We start from the raw sequence: 21,405 nt of genomic DNA on the forward strand, positions 1-21,405 counted from the left end.
AGACATTAAAATTGTAGGGACTTGTATATTAGATGCAAAATAATTCTGTTAAAGTCTCAAACTGTTTGAAATAGGATTGTCCAAGATACATTCTTAGGGAAAATGGAGAAAATAATGAAAAAATCTTACCTTTTACTAGCGGTTTTAGCATTCAATGGCGTTGTCCATGCTGAAGAAAATCCATATATGCCTGAAGCAAAATTAAAAGGGGCAAAAGACGTAGCAACTTGGAATATTGGTGCTGGTTTTACTAAAAAATTACTACATGCCAATCTTGAATGGGTAAATCCGTACGGTATTGCTTATGCAAAAGTAGGCGCTTTTTTAAATGATGATAATGAACCTGGTGCGCAAATTGGCTTTCGTTATCCATATTATTTAACAGGTACAGATAAAAATGGTTATTACCTTGGTCTGTATGCTGGTCATCTTGATAGTAGAAACTATGGTGGTAAACAAAAAGGGAATTTAGGTGTTGGTACTGATTTAGCATTTGTTTGGTTGAATAGTGATCGAATTAGTACATTTAGTGTGGGAGCGGGAGTGCGTGACAAGATAGAAGATGGAAATGGGAATACTGTTAAAAAAGTAGAGCCCGTTTTTCAGATTTCTTACACGTTAAGTTTTGGTTTATAGAGGTATGACGGATTGCTCATTCTTTTATAAGTCTTAATGTATCAATAATTCTGAGAGTCATGCATGTTTGATTACGTCAATGAATTGTGGCAGATTTTTTTAAATCGACCTGACCATCTGGCGGTCCTAAGTATTATTCCAGTGACAGCCCTAGTAACATGGGCTCATGTATGGATGGCTTTAAAAATGGTGTTTTACCCAATTAATTTTTGGGGATTCCATTTAGGACCTTTACCTGTAGGTTGGCAGGGGATTGTGCCGCGTAAAGCAGGGCGTATTTCGGGCATCATTACCGATAATACATTATCTAAGTTGGGTTCATTGCGCGAGTTTTTAGAGGCAATGGATCCAGAAGATATGGCAATGATCATTGGTGAGCAAGTTGGTTTTGAACTTGAACACTTAATTGATGAAGTCATGGTTGATCGTAATGCGGTGTTGTGGGAGAACTTACCATACTCGATTAAACGTCGAATTTATGCGCAAGCCCATAAACAATTACCAAATACATTAAAAGAACTTGTGACTGAGCTGACCATGAACGTCGAGTCACTTGTGGACATGCGGGAAATGGTGGTCAGCCAAATGGAAGGTGATCGCCGTTTAATGGTACGTATGTTCCTTAAAGTTGGTCAGAAAGAAATTAATTTTATTTGGCATATCAGTGCGTTAATTGGAATGTTCTTTGGTGTTTTCCAAATGATCGTTTGGTTTGTGGTGCCTTGGCATTGGACAGTACCTTTTTGGGCATCAATCTGGGGCTTTTTAACCAACTGGATTGCGATTTGGATGGTATTCAATCCAATTGAACCTCATTATATCCGTTACCCACAGATTTTCCGTTTGACCAAAGACCGTAAGTTTCCATGGATCATTCCTGTGCTAAGGATTGGTACATATAACGTTCAAGGTGCATTTATGAAACGCCAAGAGGAAGTTTCAGATGTATTTGCAAGCGTGGTAACGGAAGACTTAATTACTCTGAAATCCATCATGACTGAAATGATGTATGGTAGTAAAAAAGATAAAACTCGTCGGATTGTCAAGCGCCATATCAATGAAATTATGGAAACTCCATTGGTCAGAACTTCACTGCAGCTTTCATTGGGGCCAAGAGAATATGCTAGACTCAAGACCGACTTGATTGATCGCTCAATTGAAATTACTATGGGTCCAGTATGTGACCCAGCTCTGAATGCAAGTCGTGCGCAGAAGATCTTTCAAATGTTTAGAGACCGCATCCGTGAACTAACACCGAAAGAGTTCCAGAATTTATTGCGACCTGCGTTCCAAGAAGATGAGTGGATCCTAATTGTATTGGGTGGTGTGACTGGTTTTTTTGCAGGCTTAATCCACTTATTTGTTGCTTTCTTATAATTAATTTGATGTTGGTTGAGCAATAAATCTGTATCATATTGCTCAATTTAAGATTTATTGTTTTTAAATGAGGATGTTCTTTTATGCGCATTATTTTACTCGGACCACCTGGGGCAGGTAAAGGTACTCAAGCTCAGTTGATCTGTAAGCGCTACAATATCCCACAAATTTCAACCGGTGATATGCTCCGTGCTGCAATTCGTGAAGGAACTGAACTAGGTCTTAAAGCGAAAAGTGTTATGGAGTCTGGTGGTTTAGTATCAGACGAACTCATTATTGGTTTGGTTCAAGAGCGTATCGCTCAACCAGATTGCGTGAACGGTTGTATTTTTGACGGTTTCCCACGTACGATTCCACAAGCTGAAGCTTTGGAAACGGCGGGTATTTCAATTGATCATGTGATTGAAATTGATGTTCCAGATGAAGAGATTGTTCAACGTCTTTCAGGTCGTCGTCAGCACCCAGCTTCTGGTCGTGTTTATCATCTTGTTTATAATCCACCTAAAGTAGAAGGTAAGGATGATGAAACTGGTGAAGACTTGGTGCAACGTCCAGATGATCAAGAAGAAACGATTCGTAAGCGTTTAGGTTCATATCATAGTGAAACTGAACAACTAGTAGGTTTTTATCAAGGTCGTGCTGCTTCAGGTGAAAATGCACCAACTTATGATAAATTGAATGGCTTACGTGCAATCGAAGAAGTTCAAAAAGAATTATTTGCTATTTTAGATAAATAATTTAGTTTTGATAGAACTGTCTTATGTAGCCATAAGACAGTTTTTTTATACCTATAATTATCTACGACATAAAATGTCGCTATGTCAGATTAAATGATATAAAAACTAAACAAAAAACGTTATATTTCATTCAAGCGTACAATTTAAAAATACTGAAACTTAGAATTATTTTAAAGGGTTAACTATGTTGCTGACGATTCAATCTGATCAAGTCGAGCAAATTATTCCAGATGCAAGTTCGGCAAAATCAGCCAAAAAACTCGCAAAATTTGAAGCATGGAACAATATCTCGGGTTCGACTGATCAGTGGATTTGGGGAGAAATTCAGGGCAGTGCGATTTATCAAAGCGCAGTTTTTTTACCTGAACTTAAATGCGAATGTAGTTGTCCAAGTTTTAAACGACCTTGTAAACATGCTTTAGCATTATTGTTTGTCTATACCGAGTATCAAGATAAATTTACTGTGCAATCAGATGAACAAAGCATACCTGATCGAGTACAAAAATGGCGAGATAAAAAAACTAAAACACTTGAGAAAAAAGAAAACAAGATTGATAAACCGATTGATGAAGAAGCACGTGCGAAACGCCAATTGGCACGTGAAAAAAAAATGGATGCAGGCATTGAGGCATTGCAAACATGGTTGAATGATGTTGTCACGATGGGACTAGGGAGATTGCGTCAACAACAACATGAAAAGTTCCGCGATATTCAAAGTCGTTTGGTGGATGCTCAAGTTGCAGGTTTAGTCAGCTATTTAGATGAGTTTTCGAGTGCGTTGTATCAAAGCAATTGGCAAATGCAGAGTTCATTTTGGATAGCTAAATTACAAACAGCCGTTCATTTATGGCAAAACCGTCAACAGCTCAAACCAGAACTTTATGAAGAAGTAAAACAGCTTTTTGGTGTGAATTTACCAACTGATGTGTGGGATAACATATCTGCTCAGATGCTTCATGTTTATGCATTAGGACAAGTAACACATGAGTTGGTGAATACTCGTGGACGTTATCGTCGTCAATGGCTGTGGGATAGTCAAAATTTACGGGACTATTTGTTATTAGATTTTGAAATTTCACCTTATTCGAATTTCGGCCTAACGTTGCCTTACCAAAAACAATTGGCTTTAAATGCCAAACTTTATCCAGTGGTAAGCCAACAACGTCTTCGTTTAGAAGATAATTTAATGTCATTCAATGATTTGAGCCTAACGCTGGTTGCGCCAAAAGGCTTTGAAAATTTTGATCAAGCATTTACTCAATATGCGAATGGATTAAAACAATGTCCTTTGCAGTTAGTACGCTTTTTCTGGCTAGAGCAATTGCATTTAGTCAAACATGACAAAGTAATTTATTTGGTCGATCAGAATCAAAAGATGTGTGAAATTGAAATTAAACAATTTGTTGAATTATGGTTTTTAGTGGGGACTGAGCCATTTAGCGCAGGCGTTGAATGGAATGGATTGCAACTAAAACTAGTGAGTATTTGGCAGGGAGGGCACTTTGAATGTCTTTAAGCACATCATACAGTGAGTTTAGCCAGCAATTACTACTCAAACTAACACTAGGACAGCAATTTAAACAGACTGTAAAAGTACCGAGTGAATTGCAAATCTATGTGCCTCAGCAGATTGATTCAGCCCAAGACTTATTGGTTTTGAATCAATATTGGGTGCTCATGCAACAAGCAGGTTATCAAGCGCAAGGTGTACCTGAAACCTTACAAAAGAATATTGCTGAGATTGATCAGATAGAACATGAAAAGCAATTGGATAATCAACTTGTGCAAATTTTGAAATGGGTTGTTGCACAAGAGTCGCCATTTTTATATCAAGATTGGGTTATTCAAATTTTCAAACTTGCTCAACTACAGCAGCAAGTGATTCCTCGTTATTTGGTATTGAAAGTTTTACCACTGTGTCGGAACCCTGTGTTATTGGCATCAGTCTTACCTGAGTTTGCATTTCAGGGCGATGTGACAACGCGTTTGGATGATGTAAAAAGGGTGTGGAAATATGTGAAGCAACAAGATGCAGCACCATTGATCCGCCAATTACTGAAATCAAAAAGTAGCGAATGGTCCTTGTTGATGAGCCAATTATGTGGTCATTTGCCGAACTTTATTCATCAACATATAGCAGAGTTTTGGTCACAATCGATTCAGAGAAATCATTTGCAAAGTTATGCTGAAAGTCTTGTGACATATAATATGCCAGTGACTAAATTTGAAGCTTTATACCAGTATGTAAAAACATTAGAACCACAGAATGCAGCGACAGTAAGTAGTAATGCTGCATTAGCTTTCTATTTATATTATCAAGATAATGCGCTTTATAATGAAGTTATGGCGTTACTGCGTGTATGTTTGAGCTACGATGCTCAAGCTAAAAAAGTTAAGTTCGACATTAACTTAGATCAGGATGATGCCCTCAATGATTATGGCTTTTTTGATCGAGAAGCTAATTTGGTTGAAAGCCGTAAAAGTTTAAAAACGGCTTACCAAAGTGCTCAAGTCGAGCAAGCTTATCAGGCATTTTGTGAAAGTTCACAGGGCGTACTTTATCTCAAAAGAATTTTAATCCAATTGCCACTTGCGTATTGGTTAGAATTATTTGGTGCTTGGGAGCATTTATTCTCATTGCATTCACAGCAAAGAGATTCACTTTGGAATGCGTTTATTGTGTGTTGTTATCGAGAGCAACGTCGTGATTTAGCTTTATGGTTTTATCAACATCAAGCTAAATGGTGTGAAGCTGTAACGGCATCAAGTGGGAACATGTTTGAACGTGAGTTAGTCTTTACTTTACTAGACCAAGAACTAGCAACTGGATTGTTATTAAAGCAACTCGAGTCCCATTACCAAAATCAAGATTTAGAACATTTCTGGTTGTTGTTTCAGCGTGCTAAAGCGCTGCATGATGTTCAAAATATCTCAGAAATGGCAGTCGTGTTATTACAACATGCATATGCGAACTTAGATTTGCAGCAGGATCAGAAGAAATTTGCATTATTAAAAGAGCAGGCTCAATGGCTGATTTTGCAAGCTTATCCAATCGACATCAGTAGTTTACAAGCTCTTTTTTCTATTTCTGAATGGAAACAGCTCATTCAATTTAATCAGTACAAACAAAAATTTATTGCTTAATGATCAAGAAATCATAAATTAGGATAATCAAGATGTCTCAACAAGTTTTACGTGCACGTGCAGAACAACAGTTTTCTCATGAATTAGATGCATTAAAAGCACATGACAGTTTAGTAAAACCTCCTCAATGGCAGCTTTCACCAAAAGCAGTGGTTGATTATTTACTAGGAACAACTTTAGCAGATGGCACAGTGATTTCACCAAAATATATTGGTAATCGCCGTTTGATGGAAATTGCTGTTGCGACATTGGCGACTGATCGCGCCTTATTACTATTAGGGGTGCCAGGGACAGCAAAATCATGGGTATCTGAACATTTGGCTGCTGCGATTTCAGGTAATAGTGCTTTGTTGATTCAAGGTACGGCTGGAACCAGTGAAGATACCTTACGTTATAGTTGGAATTATGCCCAATTATTATCCAAAGGCCCAAGTGAAGATGCTTTGGTGAAAAGCCCGATGTTACGTGCAATGCAAGAAGGTAAGATCGCGCGTGTGGAGGAACTGACTCGTATTCCTGCCGATGTCCAAGATACCTTGATTACCTTACTTTCTGAGAAAAATTTACCTGTTCCTGAGTTAGGAATTGAGTATCAAGCGGTACAAGGTTTTAGTGTGATTGCCACCGCGAATAACCGCGATAAAGGGGTGAATGAACTCTCTTCTGCGTTAAAGCGTCGTTTTAATACGGTGATTTTACCGCCGCCTGCCACCATCGCTGAAGAAGTGGAAATCGTACAAAAACGTGTTCAATCTTTGGGCAAGAGTTTACAACTACCTGAGATTCAGCCTTTAGATGTTCAAATTCAAAAACTGGTGACGATTTTTAGAGAGTTGCGTCATGGGCAAACCTTAGATGGCAAGCAAAAACTAAAAACCACCACAGGAACTTTATCAACGGCTGAAGCCATTTCAGTGATGAGTCATGGTTGGGTGATGGCAGGGCATTTTGGTTCGGGCAATGTTACGGATCATGAATTGGCAGCAGGTCTACAAGGTGCAGTATTAAAAGATCCTGTGCAAGATATTGTGCCTTGGAAAGAGTATGTAGAAACCGTAATTAAACAACGTGAGGGTTGGCAAGACCTGTATCGTGCTTGTCGTGATTTAGAATAAAACCAAATAATAAATGACCTCATCCTAATCTTCTCCTCGACAAGGAGAAGATGTGATCGGAATAAAGGATAGAAAAATGCTGCATATTCTCGGTATTCGTCATCACGGGCCTGGTTCGGCGCGTAGTGTCTGTAATGCTTTGGCTTCGATTCAACCTGATTGTATTTTGATTGAAGGGCCACCTGATGCCAATTCAATCATTGCTCAATTGCAACATGCAGATTTCAAACCACCTGTTGCATTATTATTGAATACGCCTGTACAAAAAGAAGTGCGTTCACAAGCGGTCTTTTATCCCTTTGCTGAGTTTTCACCTGAGTGGCAAGCCTTACAATATGCGTTGCGTCAGCAAATTGCAGTAGAGTTTATGGATCTGCCTTTGCAACATCGTTTTGCGTTGGAAAAACAATGGGCAGAGCAACGTTTACTGCAAGCTTCAGCAGACGAGCAAGCATTAGTAGACGAGCAAGAGATTGAGTCTAATCAGCAAGGTGATGTTGAGCCAGAACAGAATTTGGAACAGCATTATCTTTCGATTCGCCGAGATCCAATTCAATTGTTGGCAGAGCAGGCAGGCTATCAAGACAGTGAACGTTTTTGGGAGCATTTGGTCGAGCAGCAGCCACACGCTGGACAAATGTTTGCCGCAATTAGCGATGCCATGGCAGCTTTGCGTGATTATTTGTTAAGCCAGCAACCTGAAAATTATAGTAGTGAAGACCAACTGCTAGAGCAGTATCGCGAAGCTTATATGCGCAAAGTGATTAAGCAAGCAGAAAAGCAAGGCTATCAAAATATTGTGGTGATTTGTGGGGCATGGCATGCACCTGTATTGGCGGATTTAAAAGCGCAAAATAAAGCAGATACCGCCTTGCTCAAAGGCTTACCTAAAGTCAAAGTTGATGCTGCATGGATTGCATGGACACATGGGCGTTTGAGCAGGGACAATGGCTATGGTGCAGGTGTACAAGCGGTTGGATGGTATACTCATCTTTGGAAGCATTATCAACAAGCTTTAGACGAAAATGTTGATGGTGAAAAAATTACCATTGATTGGTTAAGCAAATTTGCCCAAGCCTTACGCCAAGCAGGTCATGATGCCTCTAGTGCTCAGATTATTGATGCGGTACAACTGATTCAATCTTTATTGCAATTACGTGGACGACGTATTCCTGATTTGGAAGATTTATTTGAGGCGATTCGTTCGGTCTTAAATCAAGGCTTAGATATTCCACAACCGATTTTAGCTAAATTGCTTGAAGACGAGCAATTGGGGCAAGTGCCTGATGAATTGATTGAGTTGCCCATTCAAAAAGACTTTTTACAGCAAGTGAAGCATTTCCGTCTGAAGCTCGAAGCACCTCATCGTGACATTAGTCTGGATTTACGTGAAGCCTTCGACTTGGCAAAAAGTCAATTTTTACATTGCGTGAAATTACTTGGTCTCGCTTGGGCAGAGTTAGGAGGTACAGGCTCAAAACAGGGTAATTTTAAAGAAGTTTGGCAGTTGTCTTGGCAGCCTGAAACTAGTCTATATCTGAATGAAATGTCATTATGGGGAAATAGCATTCAGCTTGCCACACAAAGTTATGTCGAACATCAGATTAGACAATGTGAGGATGTGGCGCAAATTGCGCAACTGATTGAGAGTATTTTATTGTCTGGTTTGGATCAAAGCCTAAATTTGGCTTTGGATAAATTGAATGAGCTCACCACTCAGCATCAAGACCCAAGCATTATTTTGGCAACATTAAAGCCGCTTATTACGGCAATTCGTTATGGCAGTGTGCGCCAATTTTCAATGCAACATTTACATCAAGTGGTAGAACATTTAGCGATTCGTTTGATGTTGAGTTTGCCAAGTTATTGTGTACAATTGAATGCCGAAATGGCACAGCAGTTTGCCCAACAACTACAAAATTTATATGAACTTTTAGAACAATTACAACAGGATGAATTGCTACAGCTCTGGCAAGAGACCTTACATCAGTTATTGCAGTTGGAACATATGCAAGGTTATTTGCATGGTTGTTGTGTGCGTTTAGCTCGAGAACAGCACTTGATTAATGTGGAGCAAATACAGGGGTTTCTGTCTCGAGCTTTGTCGATCGGGCAGACGGCGGATTACAGTGCAGCTTGGTTTGAAGGTTTCTTGACCCATCAAGCTTTGTTATTGATTCATGAGCAAAGTCTTTGGGACACCGTGAGCCAATGGGTCAATCAATTACAAGAGCAGCAATTCATTGAGTTATTGCCAATTTTGGCCAGAACAGCTTCAAGTTTTAGCCCTGCTGAAGCACAGCAATTAATTCAGAAAGTGACGCAGAAAGCGACCGCAGTCAAACAAGAGGTCGGTACTTTAGATATTGCACGTGCTCAAACGGTATTAGATGAAATTTACGCGTATTTACAGCCTGTTGCTGTCGAGGTTTAAGTGATGAATATGAATGAAGAACTGATCACTTTAGAGCAACCTGACCTTGCGGAACAAGAACGACGTTGGCGATTAATTTTAGGACAAGTCCCAAATTCGACTTCGCATTTACCGAATTGGTCGGTGCAAGATACCAAAATGCAAGAATGTCTGAATGAGCTTTATCAGGCGCAACAGCCTAATCGCCGTGGTGGTTTGGGGCATTCTAGTCCTAGGGTGGCGCAATGGTTGGGGGATATTCGCCAGTATTTCCCATCTTCTGTGGTAAAAGTTATTCAAAAAGATGCTTTAGAGCGTTTAAATTTACAACAAATGTTGTTAGAGCCTGAATTGTTGGCAAGTGTAGAAGTCGATATTCATTTGGTTTCTACCTTAATTTCACTCAATCATTTGATGCCTGAAAAAACTAAAGAAACCGCGCGTATCGTGGTGCGTCAGTTGGTAGAGCAACTTGAAAATCGTCTAAAGCAACCATTACAGCAAGCGATTCGAGGCAGTATTAATCGCTCAGCACATACACGCCGTCCTAAACGCATGCAAGACATTAATTGGCAGCGCACCATTCAGTCTAATTTGAAACATTGGCAGGAAGATTTTAAAACGATTATTCCACATGAGTTACATGGTCATCCACGTCAACAAACGGCTTTAAAAGACATTGTACTCTGTGTTGATCAGAGTGGTTCGATGGCACCTTCCGTGATTTATTCCAGTGTTTTTGCGGCAGTGATGGCAAGTATTCGTGCAGTCAGTACACAAATGATCGTGTTTGATACGGAGTTAGCCGATTTAACCCCTTTGCTCGAAGATCCTGTGGATGTGCTATTCGGCACACAGTTGGGTGGGGGAACCGATATTGCTAAAGCAATTAAATACTGTCGTAGTAAAATCACTCGCCCAGAAGATACTATTTTTATTCTTATCAGTGATTTGTGTGAAGGTGGAGATGCTAAGCAAATGCTCAAGCAAGTAGCTGAAATGCTAGATAGTGGTGTGCAAGTGATTACGCTACTGGCATTGTCTGATGACGGTGCACCTTGGTACGATACTCAACATGCACAGATCTTTGCGGATATGGGGATTCCAACGTTTGCCTGCACACCTGATCAATTTCCAGAACTCATGGCGACAGCTATTGAAAAACGAGATATTCATGCATGGTTTGCAACCCAGCAAAATCTGACATAATAGAACATGAAGATCACGTTACGGTATTCAAGTCGAAACGTGTGAGTTGATTGAGGATAGTTCGTTGTTGAAAATTATTTTGATTGTGGTGGTAATTTTAAGTTTAGCTTTACTGTTGTTTTTATTGTATCAAAGCCAAAAAATGTTGCGCCATGTGCAGAAACAACAGGCTTTGGAAAATAAGAAAAATGGTCGAGAACGTCAGCTACATCCCAAATTACAGCAGCGTAAAAAACCTCAGGATTAACTGAGGTTTTTCGTTGGAATTGTTTTTACGGCTCCAAATTCAAAACGATCAGGCCAGTTGCAGACATCGGATACGATACATTCAGCACATTTAGGTTTACGTGCTATACAACAATAACGTCCATGCAAGATCAGCCAATGATGAGCATCAATAATAAACTCTTTAGGAATAACCTTAATTAATCGATCTTCGACTTCTAAAACATTTTTACCTACTGCCAAACCAGTACGATTGCCAACACGGAAAATATGGGTATCGACTGCCATAGTGGGATGACCAAAGGCGGTATTGAGCACGACGTTTGCCGTTTTACGCCCTACACCCGGTAAAGCTTCCAGTTCTTTTCGCGTTTCTGGAATTTGTCCTTGATATTGATCAACCAAAATCTGACAAGTTTTGATCACATTTTCAGCTTTAGCGTTATATAAGCCAATCGTCTTAATATATTCTTTTAAGCCATCAACCCCAAGATTTAAAATAGCTTGTGCAGTATTGGCAACGGCATAGAGTTTATCAGTCGCTTTGTTGACACTGACATCGGTTGCTTGTGCAGAAAGCAAAACAGCAATCAGTAACTCAAAAGGAGAGCTGTAGTTCAGCTCCGTTTGGGGATGTGGTCTTTGTGTACGTAAACGTTCAAAAAAAGTCTGAACTTGTTTTTTGGTCATATTTTTGACAGACATTTAGATTCCCTGTAATTCATTTAAACGTTTTTGCAAATCAAGCAATTGTGTTTGCTTGGATTCATCTGCACGTACACTTAACTGCTTTTCTAACTTTTTGATTTGCGTTCTGATTTTCGCAAGTTCAATTGTCGTTTTTGCATCTAATACAGGATTTTCTTTCGGTTTATCCATGAGTGTGATCACGGGTACATTGTTAAGTGCTTGAGAAAATTGAGCAAAAAATTCAGTATCAATTTCAGCACGAACAATCGGTCCTTTACGACTCAAACGACGTTTTTCTTCTCGTTGAATATGCGCATAGTAACGATGTCTTAGATCATCTTGTTCAAGAGTACGTTGTTGAGCTGTAGGTAATGGATTGGAATCTGAGACCAGATCAATACAATCTACAGGACAGGGTGGAATACATAACTCACAACCCGTACATAGATCAGTCAAGATACTATGCATTAATTTTCCGCTACCGATGATTGCATCAACAGGACAAGCACTAATACATTTAGTACACCCGATACATTCATCTTCACGAATTATCGCTTTCATTTGTTGCGGTCGACCATCTGCTTGAATGTCCCAAACACTGGGTTCCGCAATCATTGTTGGTCTTTTTAATAATGTCGCAAGTGCATCTGCAACGGGTTGTCCACCTGGAACGCATTTGTTTGCATCTTCACCTTCAACGATCGACTTTGCATAAGGTAAACAACCATCACGATGTCCACATAAACCACATTGCGTTTGTGGTAAAAGTTGGTCTACTTGAACGATAAGAGAGAGTTGTTGTGCTGAAACTGACATGAAAGAAGATAGGATAAAAACAGTATCGCTATTATAGCAAAGAATAGTTTAATCGGCGGCAATCGTTGTTTAAATCTACTTTGATAGACTTTTTATTTTTGCTATTTTATAGTGCTAACATAGTTTTATTTTGGTGCTAAATTTTGTATTTTGAATTATTTCTGATGTTTTATTACTAAGTTAAACGCTGATTTAAGCTATTTTTTGAATATTTATTATAAAAATAATGAATATTTTTAAATTTAAAATATTGATTTAAAATAATAAAAAATATTTTTTATGAAAATTGGGTTGAGAGTTGATCATAAAGGGTATTAAATGTGTTTAATATTCTATTTTGGTGCATTTTTTGCACTAAATTAAATCACTATCTGGGGGTGAGAGTTGAAATACGATAGCTTAAATGATTTCTTGGAGTATGTTAAAGCTAGAGATCCATATCAACCTGAGTTTTTACAAGCAGTAGAAGAGGTCATGACGAGTTTATGGCCTTTTATACAGAAAAATCCTAAATACGCTCAATACGGTTTGTTAGAGCGTTTGGTTGAACCTGAACGTGTTATTCAGTTTCGTGTATCGTGGATGGATGACCAAGGTCAAACTCATGTGAATCGAGCTTTTCGGATTCAATTTAATTCAGCGATTGGGCCATTTAAAGGTGGCATGCGTTTTCATCCTTCAGTAAATTTATCGATTTTAAAATTTTTAGGTTTTGAGCAAACATTTAAAAATGCATTAACGACTCTACCTATGGGCGGTGGTAAAGGTGGTTCAGACTTTGATCCAAAAGGAAAGTCAGAAGCTGAAATTATGCGTTTTTGCCAAGCGTTAATGTTGGAGTTATATCGTCATTTAGGATCGAATACCGATATTCCAGCAGGTGATATTGGGGTTGGTGGTCGTGAAGTAGGCTTCATGGCGGGGATGATGAAAAAGCTGAGTAATGATACGGCTTGTGTTTTTACGGGCAAAGGTATTTCTTTTGGCGGAAGTTTAATGCGTCCAGAAGCGACTGGTTATGGCACTGTTTATTTTGCTGAAGAAATGCTGAAAACTCGTGGTGATAGCTTTGCAGGAAAAACGGTTTCGATTTCGGGTTCGGGGAATGTAGCGCAATTTGCTGCTGAAAAAGCTATGTTTTTAGGTGCAAAAGTGGTGAGTCTGTCAGATTCGAATGGCACTGTTTTTGTAAAAAATGGTTTCACTGATGCATTACTTGCCGAAGTGATGGAGCTGAAAAATATCAAGCGTGGACGTATTTCAGAGTTTGCATCGAAGCATGGTTTTGAATATTTTGAGGGTAAAACCCCTTGGCTTATTCCTGTTGATATCGCATTACCTTGTGCCACTCAAAATGAGCTAGGTGCAGAAGATGCAAAATTATTACTAGAAAATGGTGTGATGTGTGTTGCAGAAGGAGCCAACATGCCATCTACTTTGGACGCAGTTGAACAATTTATCGCAGCTAAGATTTTGTATGCACCAGGTAAAGCATCAAATGCGGGCGGAGTTGCAACTTCTGGTCTTGAGATGTCTCAAAATGCATTACGTTTTGGTTGGACACATGGTGAAGTCGATGAACGCTTACATGCCATCATGAAAGATATTCATGCCAATTGCTTAAAATATGGGACCCAAGAAGATGGTACTGTCAATTATGTTGATGGTGCGAATATTGCTGGTTTTGTCAAAGTAGCAGATGCCATTCTCGCGCAGGGTATTTATTAAGGGTCTCCTAAAATCCCGCTTTAATAAAGAGGGGATTTCCATAAAAAAAATCCGATGTTGAAACATCGGATTTTTTTAACTGGCTAAAATTATGGTTTTTTCACGATTTCTTGTTCAACCACCATATCTAACACATCTGCAATACTTGATTGATCGGCAGCAGGGTTTTTAATGTCAAAACGTTTAACTCGAACGATCACACGTTGGTTTGGATTATGTTCAAAACCTTCGATTTGACCATAGTAAAGTGACCAATTTTTATCAGCATAGGTTTTGATGCCTTTATCGTCATATTTAATTTCACGAACTTGCATACAAGTTTGCGGTGCAACACCAGTACATGATTTAGTTTGTGGTGAAATTTCGAGGAAAACGATTTTACCTTCAGACTGGTATTTTGCTTCAGCTGTCATTTTACCAAGGAACGTATATTTTTGACCGTTTGCATCGCTTAAAGTTAAGCTCGGCTGGTCTAAATTTGTTGCATTAATTTCAAATGGAACCTTACGTTTCTGTAAAAGTGTACCTGCAAATTGCTCTTGTTTCATCAGCGCTGGTTCACATGCCATCATTGTTGAAGCGCCGTTACCTGTAACAATTGAACCATTTTCAATTTTCCATGAGGTATTTAAGCGGTTACAACCAGTGTCTACAGATAAACGATCATTGGCTAAGAAACTTAATATGATTGGTTTTTTTGTATCAGTAGGTTGATATGACCAAGTATAGTTTGTTAACACACTCGTATTCACGATTTTGCTTCCTGTAAATACATGTTTTTGACCTTTACTATCAGTTACCGTCAAGATCGCTTGATCATTTTGGGTACTGAGTGTGAAAGGAACTTTTTTCTCACTAAAAATATCAGCAGATAAGCGTTCTTGTTGCATTAAATCATCCGCACATGCCATCATTGTTGATGCCAGTGGTGAGGTTACAATGGTATTACCTTCAACTTTCCAAGTCCCGCCTTGATTATTACAACCAGTTTGAATAGATAATCGTTGATTATCATCGAAAGATAAAACTAAAGGTTTTGATGCTTTTGAACCTTGATAAGTCCAATTATATTCAGTTAAATTTTTTGCAGCAGTTGTATTAATTTGAGAAATAACATTATCAGTTACATTTTGTACAGTTTGGCACGCCATCAAAGAAAGCGGTAATAAGGCAAGAACTAAATATTTAATTTTCATAGTCAAACAACAGTAAATAAATAACAGTCATAAGCTTAAAGTATTCTTAAAAAAATAAAATGTAATCAGTTTATGGATTAAGTTCGTTAAATGTATCTATTTGTAAATTTTAAGAAAATTGATTTGGAAAATGACTTACTCAAATATAAGTAAGCCATTTGAAAAAGATGATGCTTGGTTTTTAATCAAAACGATAAATATCCATACCTAATGATCCCATTGAAAAACTACTATGCACGATACTAAAACGATGACCTGTTCCCATTGCAAAGAATAATGGTGCAAAATGTTCAAGGGTAGGATGATTTCGTTGCACGTAGGGTAAAGATGGCCAGTCAAGTACAGCGTCATAATCTTGATGGTTCAATTTACTGACCACACTATTTCGAAATGTGCTTGCCCATATTGGAACTTCAGCATCTGCATGCCATGAAAGTTCAGAGAGATTATGGGTAATACTACCAGAGCCAATCAATAAAATTTGTTGTTCACGTAAAGGTGCTAAAACTTGCCCGATTTTGTAAATTTGCTCAGCATTCATTTCGATGGGTAAGGAAATTTCAATCACAGGAATATCGGCTTCTGGATACATATGCAATAAAGGCATCCATACACCGTGATCTCGTGGTCGCGTGCTATTTGCATGTGCAGGAATATCTGCTTCTGCAAATAGAGTCAGTATTTCCTCAGCAAGTTTTGGAGCGCCCGCAGCAGGATAACGGATCTCATAAAGTTCAGGGGGGAAGCCGCGAAAATCATGCCACGTTTGAGCTCGAGTTGAGGTACTCACTTCTAGCGCTTGGCTTTCCCAATGAGCAGACATCACAATAATTGCTTGAGGTTTTGGTAAATTATTGCTTAAACGATGCAATGCAGGGCCCACTTGTTCAGGATCAAGTGCGAGCATGGGAGAACCATGAGAAATAAACAATCCGGGTAAAGTCTGGAAATTCATAGATAAGCACCTGATTGGAAATACATCATTATCGTGACAAATTCATGGGAACAATGACAGCCCTTAAATATCAACAGATTGTTCTATAATCAGAACAATTTTAAGCGCGATGATAAGGATGATTATGATTGATACTCATCGCTCTATAAAGTTGTTCAATCAGTAGAATACGAACCATTGGATGTGGCATGGTCAATTTAGAAAGAGACCAATGCCAAGCTGCTGCTTTACGAACTGCGTCTGAATGTCCATCAGGACCACCAATCGCAAGAGCAATATCATTGCCTTCAAGCATCCATTGTTTCATGGTATCTGCCAGTTTTTCTGTACTGAGTTCTCGACCAACTACTTCTAAGGCAATTAACGTTTCACTGGGTTTAAGCGCATTTAAAATACTATCACCTTCAATTTGACAATATTTTAAAATATCTGCTTCGGAATCATTTTTGCCTCGTTTTGCCATCGGGAGTTCAATCACTTGAGTTTGTACAAAAGGTTGAATGCGTTTGAAATAGTCTTCAAATCCAGTTAACACCCAAGCAGGCATTTTTTGACCAATAGTCAGAATACGAATTTTCATAGGATAAATAGATCGAGAAATTACACCTATTATAAACGGTGTTCTTTATGGATAGTGATCAGCATGAAAGGGAATAGTCGCTGAAAGTGTATTTATTGATTACGTTGTATAAAAAACGCAGCTCAAAATTGCGTTTGAGCTGCGATCAAAGTGTCATCAGTCTGGAGTTCAGATGACACTAAAAAATGGGTTCACTGAGTCAAGCTTCATCTTTATTTTTATCGACTCTATTTTATTATGCAATATATTGGTTGTTTTTCAATCAAATTATGTAACAAAAAAAGAGAGCCGAAGCTCTCTTTAATTTTCATCTACTTACTTGTTTAATGACGCGCCGCCTTTGCTTCTTCTACTGGTTTAACAATAGGTGTTTTAGGTAAAGGCTTCGGGGTATCCGTCAATGCTAAAGGTAAGATCTCATCAATACTTTTTACAGCTTTGATTTCTAAGCCTTCTTTTACATTGTCGGGAATCTCGGCTAAGTCACGAACGTTATCTTGCGGAATAAAAACTAATTTAATTCCACCGCGGTGAGCTGCAAGAAGTTTTTCTTTTAGACCACCAATACGCATCGCACGACCACCTAGACTCGTTTCACCTGTCATGGCAATATCTGGACGAATCGCAATACCTGTAAATGCTGATACAAGTGCAGTTGTGAGTGCTAGACCAGCAGATGGACCATCTTTTGGCGTTGCACCTTCAGGTAAGTGAACATGGACATCAGTTTCATCAAAACGTGATGCTTCAATACCTAATTCATCAGCACGAGTACGAACCACAGTCATTGCAGCAGTAATCGACTCTTTCATCACATCACCAAGCGAACCCGTCGTAATGAATTTACCTTTACCTTTCACGGCTGCAACTTCAATGGTAAGCAATTCACCACCTACCGAAGTCCAAGCTAAACCATTTACACGACCGACTTGTGCTTCATCTTCAGCCATACCAAAGTCAAATTTGTGCGGACCTAGGTATTCAGGAAGATTGGCAGAAGTGACATCAACTTGTAAGTTTTTAGACTTCTTGCTAACAGCTTCTTTCACCACTTTACGTGCAATTTTAGACACTTCACGCTCTAGGCTACGAACACCCGCTTCACGTGTATAACGTTGTACGATGTCACGGATTGCTTCTTCGTGAACAGTCAATTCTTTAGCACGTAGACCATTGTTCTTAATCGCTTTTGGAACAAGGTAACGTTCAGCAATATTCACTTTCTCATCTTCGGTATAACCCGGTAGACGAATGACTTCCATACGATCCAGCAAGGCTTCAGGAATATTCATGCTGTTAGCAGTACAGATGAACATGACTTCTGAAAGATCAAGATCGAGATCTAAATAATGATCGTTGAACTTACTGTTTTGTGATGGATCAAGTACTTCCAATAATGCCGATGCAGGATCGCCACGGTAGTCTTGTGCCATCTTGTCGATTTCGTCGAGCAAGAACAATGGGTTTTTAACCCCAACTTTTGTTAAAGACTGTACAATTTTACCTGGCATCGCACCAATATAAGTACGACGGTGACCACGGATTTCAGCTTCATCACGGACACCACCAAGCGCCATGCGAACAAACTCACGACCTGTCGCTTTGGCAACAGATTCACCAAGTGATGTTTTACCCACACCTGGAGGACCGACTAGACAAAGAATAGGACCACGGAGTTTTTTCACACGAGATTGCACTGCAAGATATTCAACAATACGATCTTTGACGTCATCTAAGCCGTAGTGATCTTCATCAAGAATCTCTTGTGCTTTCGCTAAGTTAATGCTGACTTTGCTCGCCTTATTCCAAGGTGTATCTAAAATGACTTCTAGATAGTTACGAACAACGGCAGCTTCGCTTGATGCAGGTTGCATCGCTTTCAGTTTGCGAAACTCAGCTTCAGCTTTTTTGCGTACATGTTCAGGTAAATCTGCTTCAGCAAGACGTTTTTCAATTTCCGCAACGTCATCTTCAGCACCGCCGTTCATATCAGAAAGTTCACGTTGAATAACTTTCATTTTTTCATTTAGAAAGTATTCTCGTTGATTCTTTTCCATCTGACGTTTAACACTGTCATGCAACGTTTGTTCAATTTGCTGTTCAGCAGATTGATTCATCAAGTAGCTCATCAACTCTTGCAAATGCGCTTCAAACTCGTCGTGCTCTAAAAACTTTTGTTTCACTTCGATATTTAAAGGTACACGAGTTGCAACAAAGAACATTAATTGTAATAAGTCTTCGATTTTATTTGCTGCTGCAACAAGCTCACGTGCATTGCGTAATTTCGCTTCAGCATATTGAGCGAATAGGGTACGCAATTCGTTTAAGCGAGTTGCTTGAGCTTCCTCATCCAATGGTAATGTAATTGGACTGAGACTGTGCTCAGCAGTCAAGTATTCTTCACCATCAATAATCCGCTCTAATTTAGAACGATGCAGACCTTCAATCAGTACTTTAATGCAGTTTTCATCATTTTCATGATTTACGACTTGTACAATTTTAGCCACAGTTCCATATTGATAGAGGTTATCGTGATCAATTTCTTCTGTAAGCGAATCTTTTTGCGCAACTACAAATACTAAATTGTCACCGTTACGAGCCACATCCACTGCATTGATCGATTTTTCACGACCCACAAATAGCGCAATTTGCATGTGTGGATAGACCACAACATCACGTAATGCTAATAGTGGTAATACACTTGGAACCTGTGGCTCTAAGCTTGATTCATTATTTAAAATATATTCAGACATGGGCACTCCTAATGAGTGACAACGGTGTTGCCATGTTTTTTATAGTGATGTGCATTTCAAAAATTACAAGGGTTTTTACTTAGAAAATATTAAAAAAAGACTAAATTGGTCGGTTTTTTTCTAAAAAATATTAGAACTTTAAGGTTAAGGCTTGAAAATATAGAACTTTTTAGGTGTTAGTAAACCATGAATCGGTTGATCCCATTTTTGTCTAGGTAAAGTTTGATCAATATATTGAAATGTATGGGCGAGACCCAAACGGAAAGGTCGATGCGGCGCACTTGCTAAAGTACGGTCATAGAAACCACCTCCCATGCCAATTCGTGTCCCTAAGTGATCACAGGCAAGTACAGGCATAATTAAAATATCCAAAATGGAAATATGATGACCGCGACTTGCCATGGGTTCTTTCATCCCGAGAGGATGATGGGAAAAACGTTTATTTGAATATTGCTTAGAGCTTATTTTTACCCATACAAGTTCTTGATTCATCGTGCAGATCATGGGTAGGTAAACAAGTTTTTTGTGTTTAAAACAAAGTTGAATGAGTTTGTGAGTGTGCACTTCGCCAAAAGCATGAAGATATAATCCAACGCTTTTTGCAAACTTGAATTGAGGTATTGATCTGAGGCGATTTAGAGCGTCTTGCTCACTTTTTTTATGTTCAAAGCGATTCACTCGTTTTCTTTTTAAACGAACATCTTTTCTGAGTACCTGTAAATCACTATTCATCGTATTCAAAATATAACAAAGCCTCGAGAATCATACTTGATTTAAGTGTGCTTAAGTATTTAAATAAATTGAAGTTCTAATGTTGTTGATCAGTTTAGATTCTGACAACTCAAAGTAATCACACAGCTGAAGTATTAGACCTAATTACTATGCTGTCAAAAATAAGAATAAAATAACAAATTTTGGTTTTATATGACAAAAATATCACAAATTGCGTAAAAAGTGCTCTATAATCTTGCCGTGAAAATCGCAAATACTTTGTTATTTCACATATTTAAACAATTAAAAGGAATATTTTAGCGCTATGAATGAAAGGGGTATTTTATTTCATTCGTTACGATATTCACTGTGTCACTTTATAAAAATATTTAAAAGACCATAGGGTAAGGTTTAGAGGGAAAAACTATGTTTGATTCAAAAAATGTAATTGTCTTAGATCAAATGCTTATCTTAACTAAAGAAGGTAAAAATGATTTGATTTATCATAATGATACGCTGTTGAAAGTAATGATGATCTCTAATCAGCATCTCATAGTCGCTGATGATTACCAAACCAGTTTCTTATTGAAACAGAAGGATGAAAATGTGATTTGGTCATTTATTTAATGTTATGTACTTTCTTTTGATTAGTGTTGATTCAATTATCTAGATTTATTGATGGAACTTATTGTTTGAGTTCCATCAATATTGGGCAACATTCATTTTCTGTCGTTTTACACTCGTCTAACCATGTGGAAAGTCTTTGCTTAAGACCCACAAGTTCCTGAATTCTTTCATCGATCTTGCTCAATCGTTGTTCAATAACATGTCTGACTTGGATGCGATCTTCTAAATTCAGTGTGAGCAATTCTTTAATTTCATTCAGTTGTAATCCAGCATCCTTCGCTTTCTGAATAAAGCTCAAGGTCTCTAAGTCTTGCTGATTGTAATATCGGTAGCTTTGAGTGCTTTCGGGTATTCGCATTAAGCCTATACGTTGATAATAACGAATGGTTTCGACATTAACGTGACAGGATTTTGCTAATTTTCCGATTGTAAGGTTCATTTTCTCATACCTTTGTTGGGATAGTGAAAAAGCACTTGACTCTGTACCTAGGTA

General features: G+C 38.5%; 18 protein-coding genes and 1 pseudogene. 11 read left to right on the forward strand and 8 right to left on the reverse strand.

Annotation, left to right across the window (positions count from 1 at the left end; all coding sequences use genetic code 11):
- The first annotated feature begins 114 nt into the window (after nucleotides 1-114).
- From AC0JIQ_RS04650 to AC0JIQ_RS04690, 9 genes are all read left to right on the forward strand, one after another.
- A complete protein-coding gene (locus AC0JIQ_RS04650) occupies nucleotides 115-636 on the forward strand; it encodes a hypothetical protein (RefSeq protein ID WP_004663205.1) in 522 nt (173 codons plus the stop codon).
- Between the two features lie 63 nt (nucleotides 637-699).
- A complete protein-coding gene (locus AC0JIQ_RS04655; protein WP_346509694.1) occupies nucleotides 700-2,013 on the forward strand; it encodes a DUF445 domain-containing protein in 1,314 nt (437 codons plus the stop codon).
- Between the two features lie 83 nt (nucleotides 2,014-2,096).
- Nucleotides 2,097-2,750, forward strand: coding sequence for an adenylate kinase (gene adk / locus AC0JIQ_RS04660; protein WP_004663203.1), 654 nt, complete (start codon nucleotides 2,097-2,099; stop codon nucleotides 2,748-2,750).
- A 184-nt stretch (nucleotides 2,751-2,934) separates the two neighbouring features.
- Nucleotides 2,935-4,266: an SWIM zinc finger family protein gene (locus AC0JIQ_RS04665; protein ID WP_474202784.1), complete on the forward strand. Its 1,332-nt coding sequence runs from the start codon at nucleotides 2,935-2,937 to the stop codon at nucleotides 4,264-4,266.
- Entirely contained in the window at nucleotides 4,257-5,894 is a 1,638-nt protein-coding gene (locus AC0JIQ_RS04670) for a hypothetical protein (protein ID WP_474202785.1), read from the forward strand. The genes AC0JIQ_RS04665 and AC0JIQ_RS04670 overlap by 10 nt, the downstream gene beginning before the upstream one ends.
- Before the next feature lie 32 nt (nucleotides 5,895-5,926).
- A complete protein-coding gene (locus tag AC0JIQ_RS04675) occupies nucleotides 5,927-7,009 on the forward strand; it encodes an ATP-binding protein (RefSeq protein WP_474202786.1) in 1,083 nt (360 codons plus the stop codon).
- Between the two features lie 76 nt (nucleotides 7,010-7,085).
- On the forward strand, nucleotides 7,086-9,443 hold the full coding sequence (locus tag AC0JIQ_RS04680) for a DUF5682 family protein (protein ID WP_474202787.1): 2,358 nt from the start codon (nucleotides 7,086-7,088) through the stop codon (nucleotides 9,441-9,443).
- Between the two features lie 3 nt (nucleotides 9,444-9,446).
- Complete coding sequence (locus AC0JIQ_RS04685; RefSeq protein ID WP_346509704.1) at nucleotides 9,447-10,631, forward strand: VWA domain-containing protein; 1,185 nt, start codon at nucleotides 9,447-9,449, stop codon at nucleotides 10,629-10,631.
- A gap of 64 nt (nucleotides 10,632-10,695) precedes the next feature.
- Nucleotides 10,696-10,878, forward strand: a complete 183-nt coding sequence (locus tag AC0JIQ_RS04690) for a hypothetical protein (RefSeq protein WP_034602651.1) — start codon at nucleotides 10,696-10,698, stop codon at nucleotides 10,876-10,878.
- On the opposite strand, the gene nth is transcribed toward AC0JIQ_RS04690, so the two are convergent.
- Both nth and AC0JIQ_RS04700 read right to left on the reverse strand, forming a co-directional pair.
- The gene (nth, locus tag AC0JIQ_RS04695) at nucleotides 10,875-11,561 is read right to left on the reverse strand and encodes an endonuclease III (RefSeq protein ID WP_474202788.1); all 687 of its coding nucleotides are present in this window, start codon (nucleotides 11,559-11,561) and stop codon (nucleotides 10,875-10,877) included. The genes AC0JIQ_RS04690 and nth overlap by 4 nt on opposite strands.
- The gene (locus tag AC0JIQ_RS04700) at nucleotides 11,562-12,362 is read right to left on the reverse strand and encodes an RnfABCDGE type electron transport complex subunit B (protein WP_474202789.1); all 801 of its coding nucleotides are present in this window, start codon (nucleotides 12,360-12,362) and stop codon (nucleotides 11,562-11,564) included.
- Nucleotides 12,363-12,706: 344 nt separating this feature from the next.
- Between AC0JIQ_RS04700 and gdhA the strand changes: the two are divergent.
- Nucleotides 12,707-14,090 (forward strand): annotated as a pseudogene (gene gdhA, locus AC0JIQ_RS04705) (NADP-specific glutamate dehydrogenase).
- An 89-nt stretch (nucleotides 14,091-14,179) separates the two neighbouring features.
- Here the strand turns inward: gdhA and AC0JIQ_RS04710 are convergent.
- The 5 genes from AC0JIQ_RS04710 to AC0JIQ_RS04730 all read right to left on the reverse strand — a co-directional run bounded on the left by AC0JIQ_RS04710 (nucleotide 14,180) and on the right by AC0JIQ_RS04730 (nucleotide 20,306).
- Complete coding sequence (locus AC0JIQ_RS04710; protein WP_474202790.1) at nucleotides 14,180-15,286, reverse strand: META domain-containing protein; 1,107 nt, start codon at nucleotides 15,284-15,286, stop codon at nucleotides 14,180-14,182.
- 181 nt (nucleotides 15,287-15,467) lie between these two features.
- The gene (locus AC0JIQ_RS04715; protein ID WP_046739158.1) at nucleotides 15,468-16,241 is read right to left on the reverse strand and encodes a DODA-type extradiol aromatic ring-opening family dioxygenase; all 774 of its coding nucleotides are present in this window, start codon (nucleotides 16,239-16,241) and stop codon (nucleotides 15,468-15,470) included.
- Between the two features lie 100 nt (nucleotides 16,242-16,341).
- Nucleotides 16,342-16,821, reverse strand: a complete 480-nt coding sequence (gene rlmH / locus AC0JIQ_RS04720) for a 23S rRNA (pseudouridine(1915)-N(3))-methyltransferase RlmH (protein WP_474202791.1) — start codon at nucleotides 16,819-16,821, stop codon at nucleotides 16,342-16,344.
- A gap of 323 nt (nucleotides 16,822-17,144) precedes the next feature.
- Nucleotides 17,145-19,574, reverse strand: coding sequence for an endopeptidase La (gene lon, locus AC0JIQ_RS04725; protein WP_004663189.1), 2,430 nt, complete (start codon nucleotides 19,572-19,574; stop codon nucleotides 17,145-17,147).
- A 144-nt stretch (nucleotides 19,575-19,718) separates the two neighbouring features.
- A complete protein-coding gene (locus tag AC0JIQ_RS04730; RefSeq protein ID WP_474202792.1) occupies nucleotides 19,719-20,306 on the reverse strand; it encodes a 5-formyltetrahydrofolate cyclo-ligase in 588 nt (195 codons plus the stop codon).
- A 405-nt stretch (nucleotides 20,307-20,711) separates the two neighbouring features.
- Here AC0JIQ_RS04730 and AC0JIQ_RS04735 point away from each other — a divergent pair, with 405 nt between their 5' ends.
- Nucleotides 20,712-20,912 carry a hypothetical protein gene (locus AC0JIQ_RS04735; RefSeq protein ID WP_005217587.1) on the forward strand — a complete coding sequence of 67 codons (201 nt, stop codon included), beginning with the start codon at nucleotides 20,712-20,714 and terminating at the stop codon, nucleotides 20,910-20,912.
- A gap of 58 nt (nucleotides 20,913-20,970) precedes the next feature.
- On the opposite strand, the gene AC0JIQ_RS04740 is transcribed toward AC0JIQ_RS04735, so the two are convergent.
- A complete protein-coding gene (locus AC0JIQ_RS04740) occupies nucleotides 20,971-21,351 on the reverse strand; it encodes a MerR family transcriptional regulator (RefSeq protein WP_005217585.1) in 381 nt (126 codons plus the stop codon).
- Nucleotides 21,352-21,405 lie beyond the last annotated feature (54 nt).

Source organism: Acinetobacter sp. FB (assembly GCF_056033405.1).

Excerpts from the sequence above, each read along its gene's own strand:
- AC0JIQ_RS04650 (WP_004663205.1), top strand. The coding sequence starts at position 115 with ATGAAAAAATCTTACCTTTTACTAGCGGTTTTAGCATTCAATGGCGTT.
- AC0JIQ_RS04655 (WP_346509694.1), top strand. The coding sequence starts at position 700 with ATGTTTGATTACGTCAATGAATTGTGGCAGATTTTTTTAAATCGACCT.
- adk (WP_004663203.1), top strand. The coding sequence starts at position 2,097 with ATGCGCATTATTTTACTCGGACCACCTGGGGCAGGTAAAGGTACTCAA.
- AC0JIQ_RS04665 (WP_474202784.1), top strand. The coding sequence starts at position 2,935 with ATGTTGCTGACGATTCAATCTGATCAAGTCGAGCAAATTATTCCAGAT.
- AC0JIQ_RS04670 (WP_474202785.1), top strand. The coding sequence starts at position 4,257 with ATGTCTTTAAGCACATCATACAGTGAGTTTAGCCAGCAATTACTACTC.
- AC0JIQ_RS04675 (WP_474202786.1), top strand. The coding sequence starts at position 5,927 with ATGTCTCAACAAGTTTTACGTGCACGTGCAGAACAACAGTTTTCTCAT.
- AC0JIQ_RS04680 (WP_474202787.1), top strand. The coding sequence starts at position 7,086 with ATGCTGCATATTCTCGGTATTCGTCATCACGGGCCTGGTTCGGCGCGT.
- AC0JIQ_RS04685 (WP_346509704.1), top strand. The coding sequence starts at position 9,447 with ATGAATATGAATGAAGAACTGATCACTTTAGAGCAACCTGACCTTGCG.
- nth (WP_474202788.1), bottom strand. The coding sequence starts at position 11,561 with ATGTCTGTCAAAAATATGACCAAAAAACAAGTTCAGACTTTTTTTGAA.
- AC0JIQ_RS04700 (WP_474202789.1), bottom strand. The coding sequence starts at position 12,362 with ATGTCAGTTTCAGCACAACAACTCTCTCTTATCGTTCAAGTAGACCAA.
- AC0JIQ_RS04710 (WP_474202790.1), bottom strand. The coding sequence starts at position 15,286 with ATGAAAATTAAATATTTAGTTCTTGCCTTATTACCGCTTTCTTTGATG.
- AC0JIQ_RS04715 (WP_046739158.1), bottom strand. The coding sequence starts at position 16,241 with ATGAATTTCCAGACTTTACCCGGATTGTTTATTTCTCATGGTTCTCCC.
- rlmH (WP_474202791.1), bottom strand. The coding sequence starts at position 16,821 with ATGAAAATTCGTATTCTGACTATTGGTCAAAAAATGCCTGCTTGGGTG.
- lon (WP_004663189.1), bottom strand. The coding sequence starts at position 19,574 with ATGTCTGAATATATTTTAAATAATGAATCAAGCTTAGAGCCACAGGTT.
- AC0JIQ_RS04730 (WP_474202792.1), bottom strand. The coding sequence starts at position 20,306 with ATGAATAGTGATTTACAGGTACTCAGAAAAGATGTTCGTTTAAAAAGA.
- AC0JIQ_RS04735 (WP_005217587.1), top strand. The coding sequence starts at position 20,712 with ATGTTTGATTCAAAAAATGTAATTGTCTTAGATCAAATGCTTATCTTA.
- AC0JIQ_RS04740 (WP_005217585.1), bottom strand. The coding sequence starts at position 21,351 with ATGAACCTTACAATCGGAAAATTAGCAAAATCCTGTCACGTTAATGTC.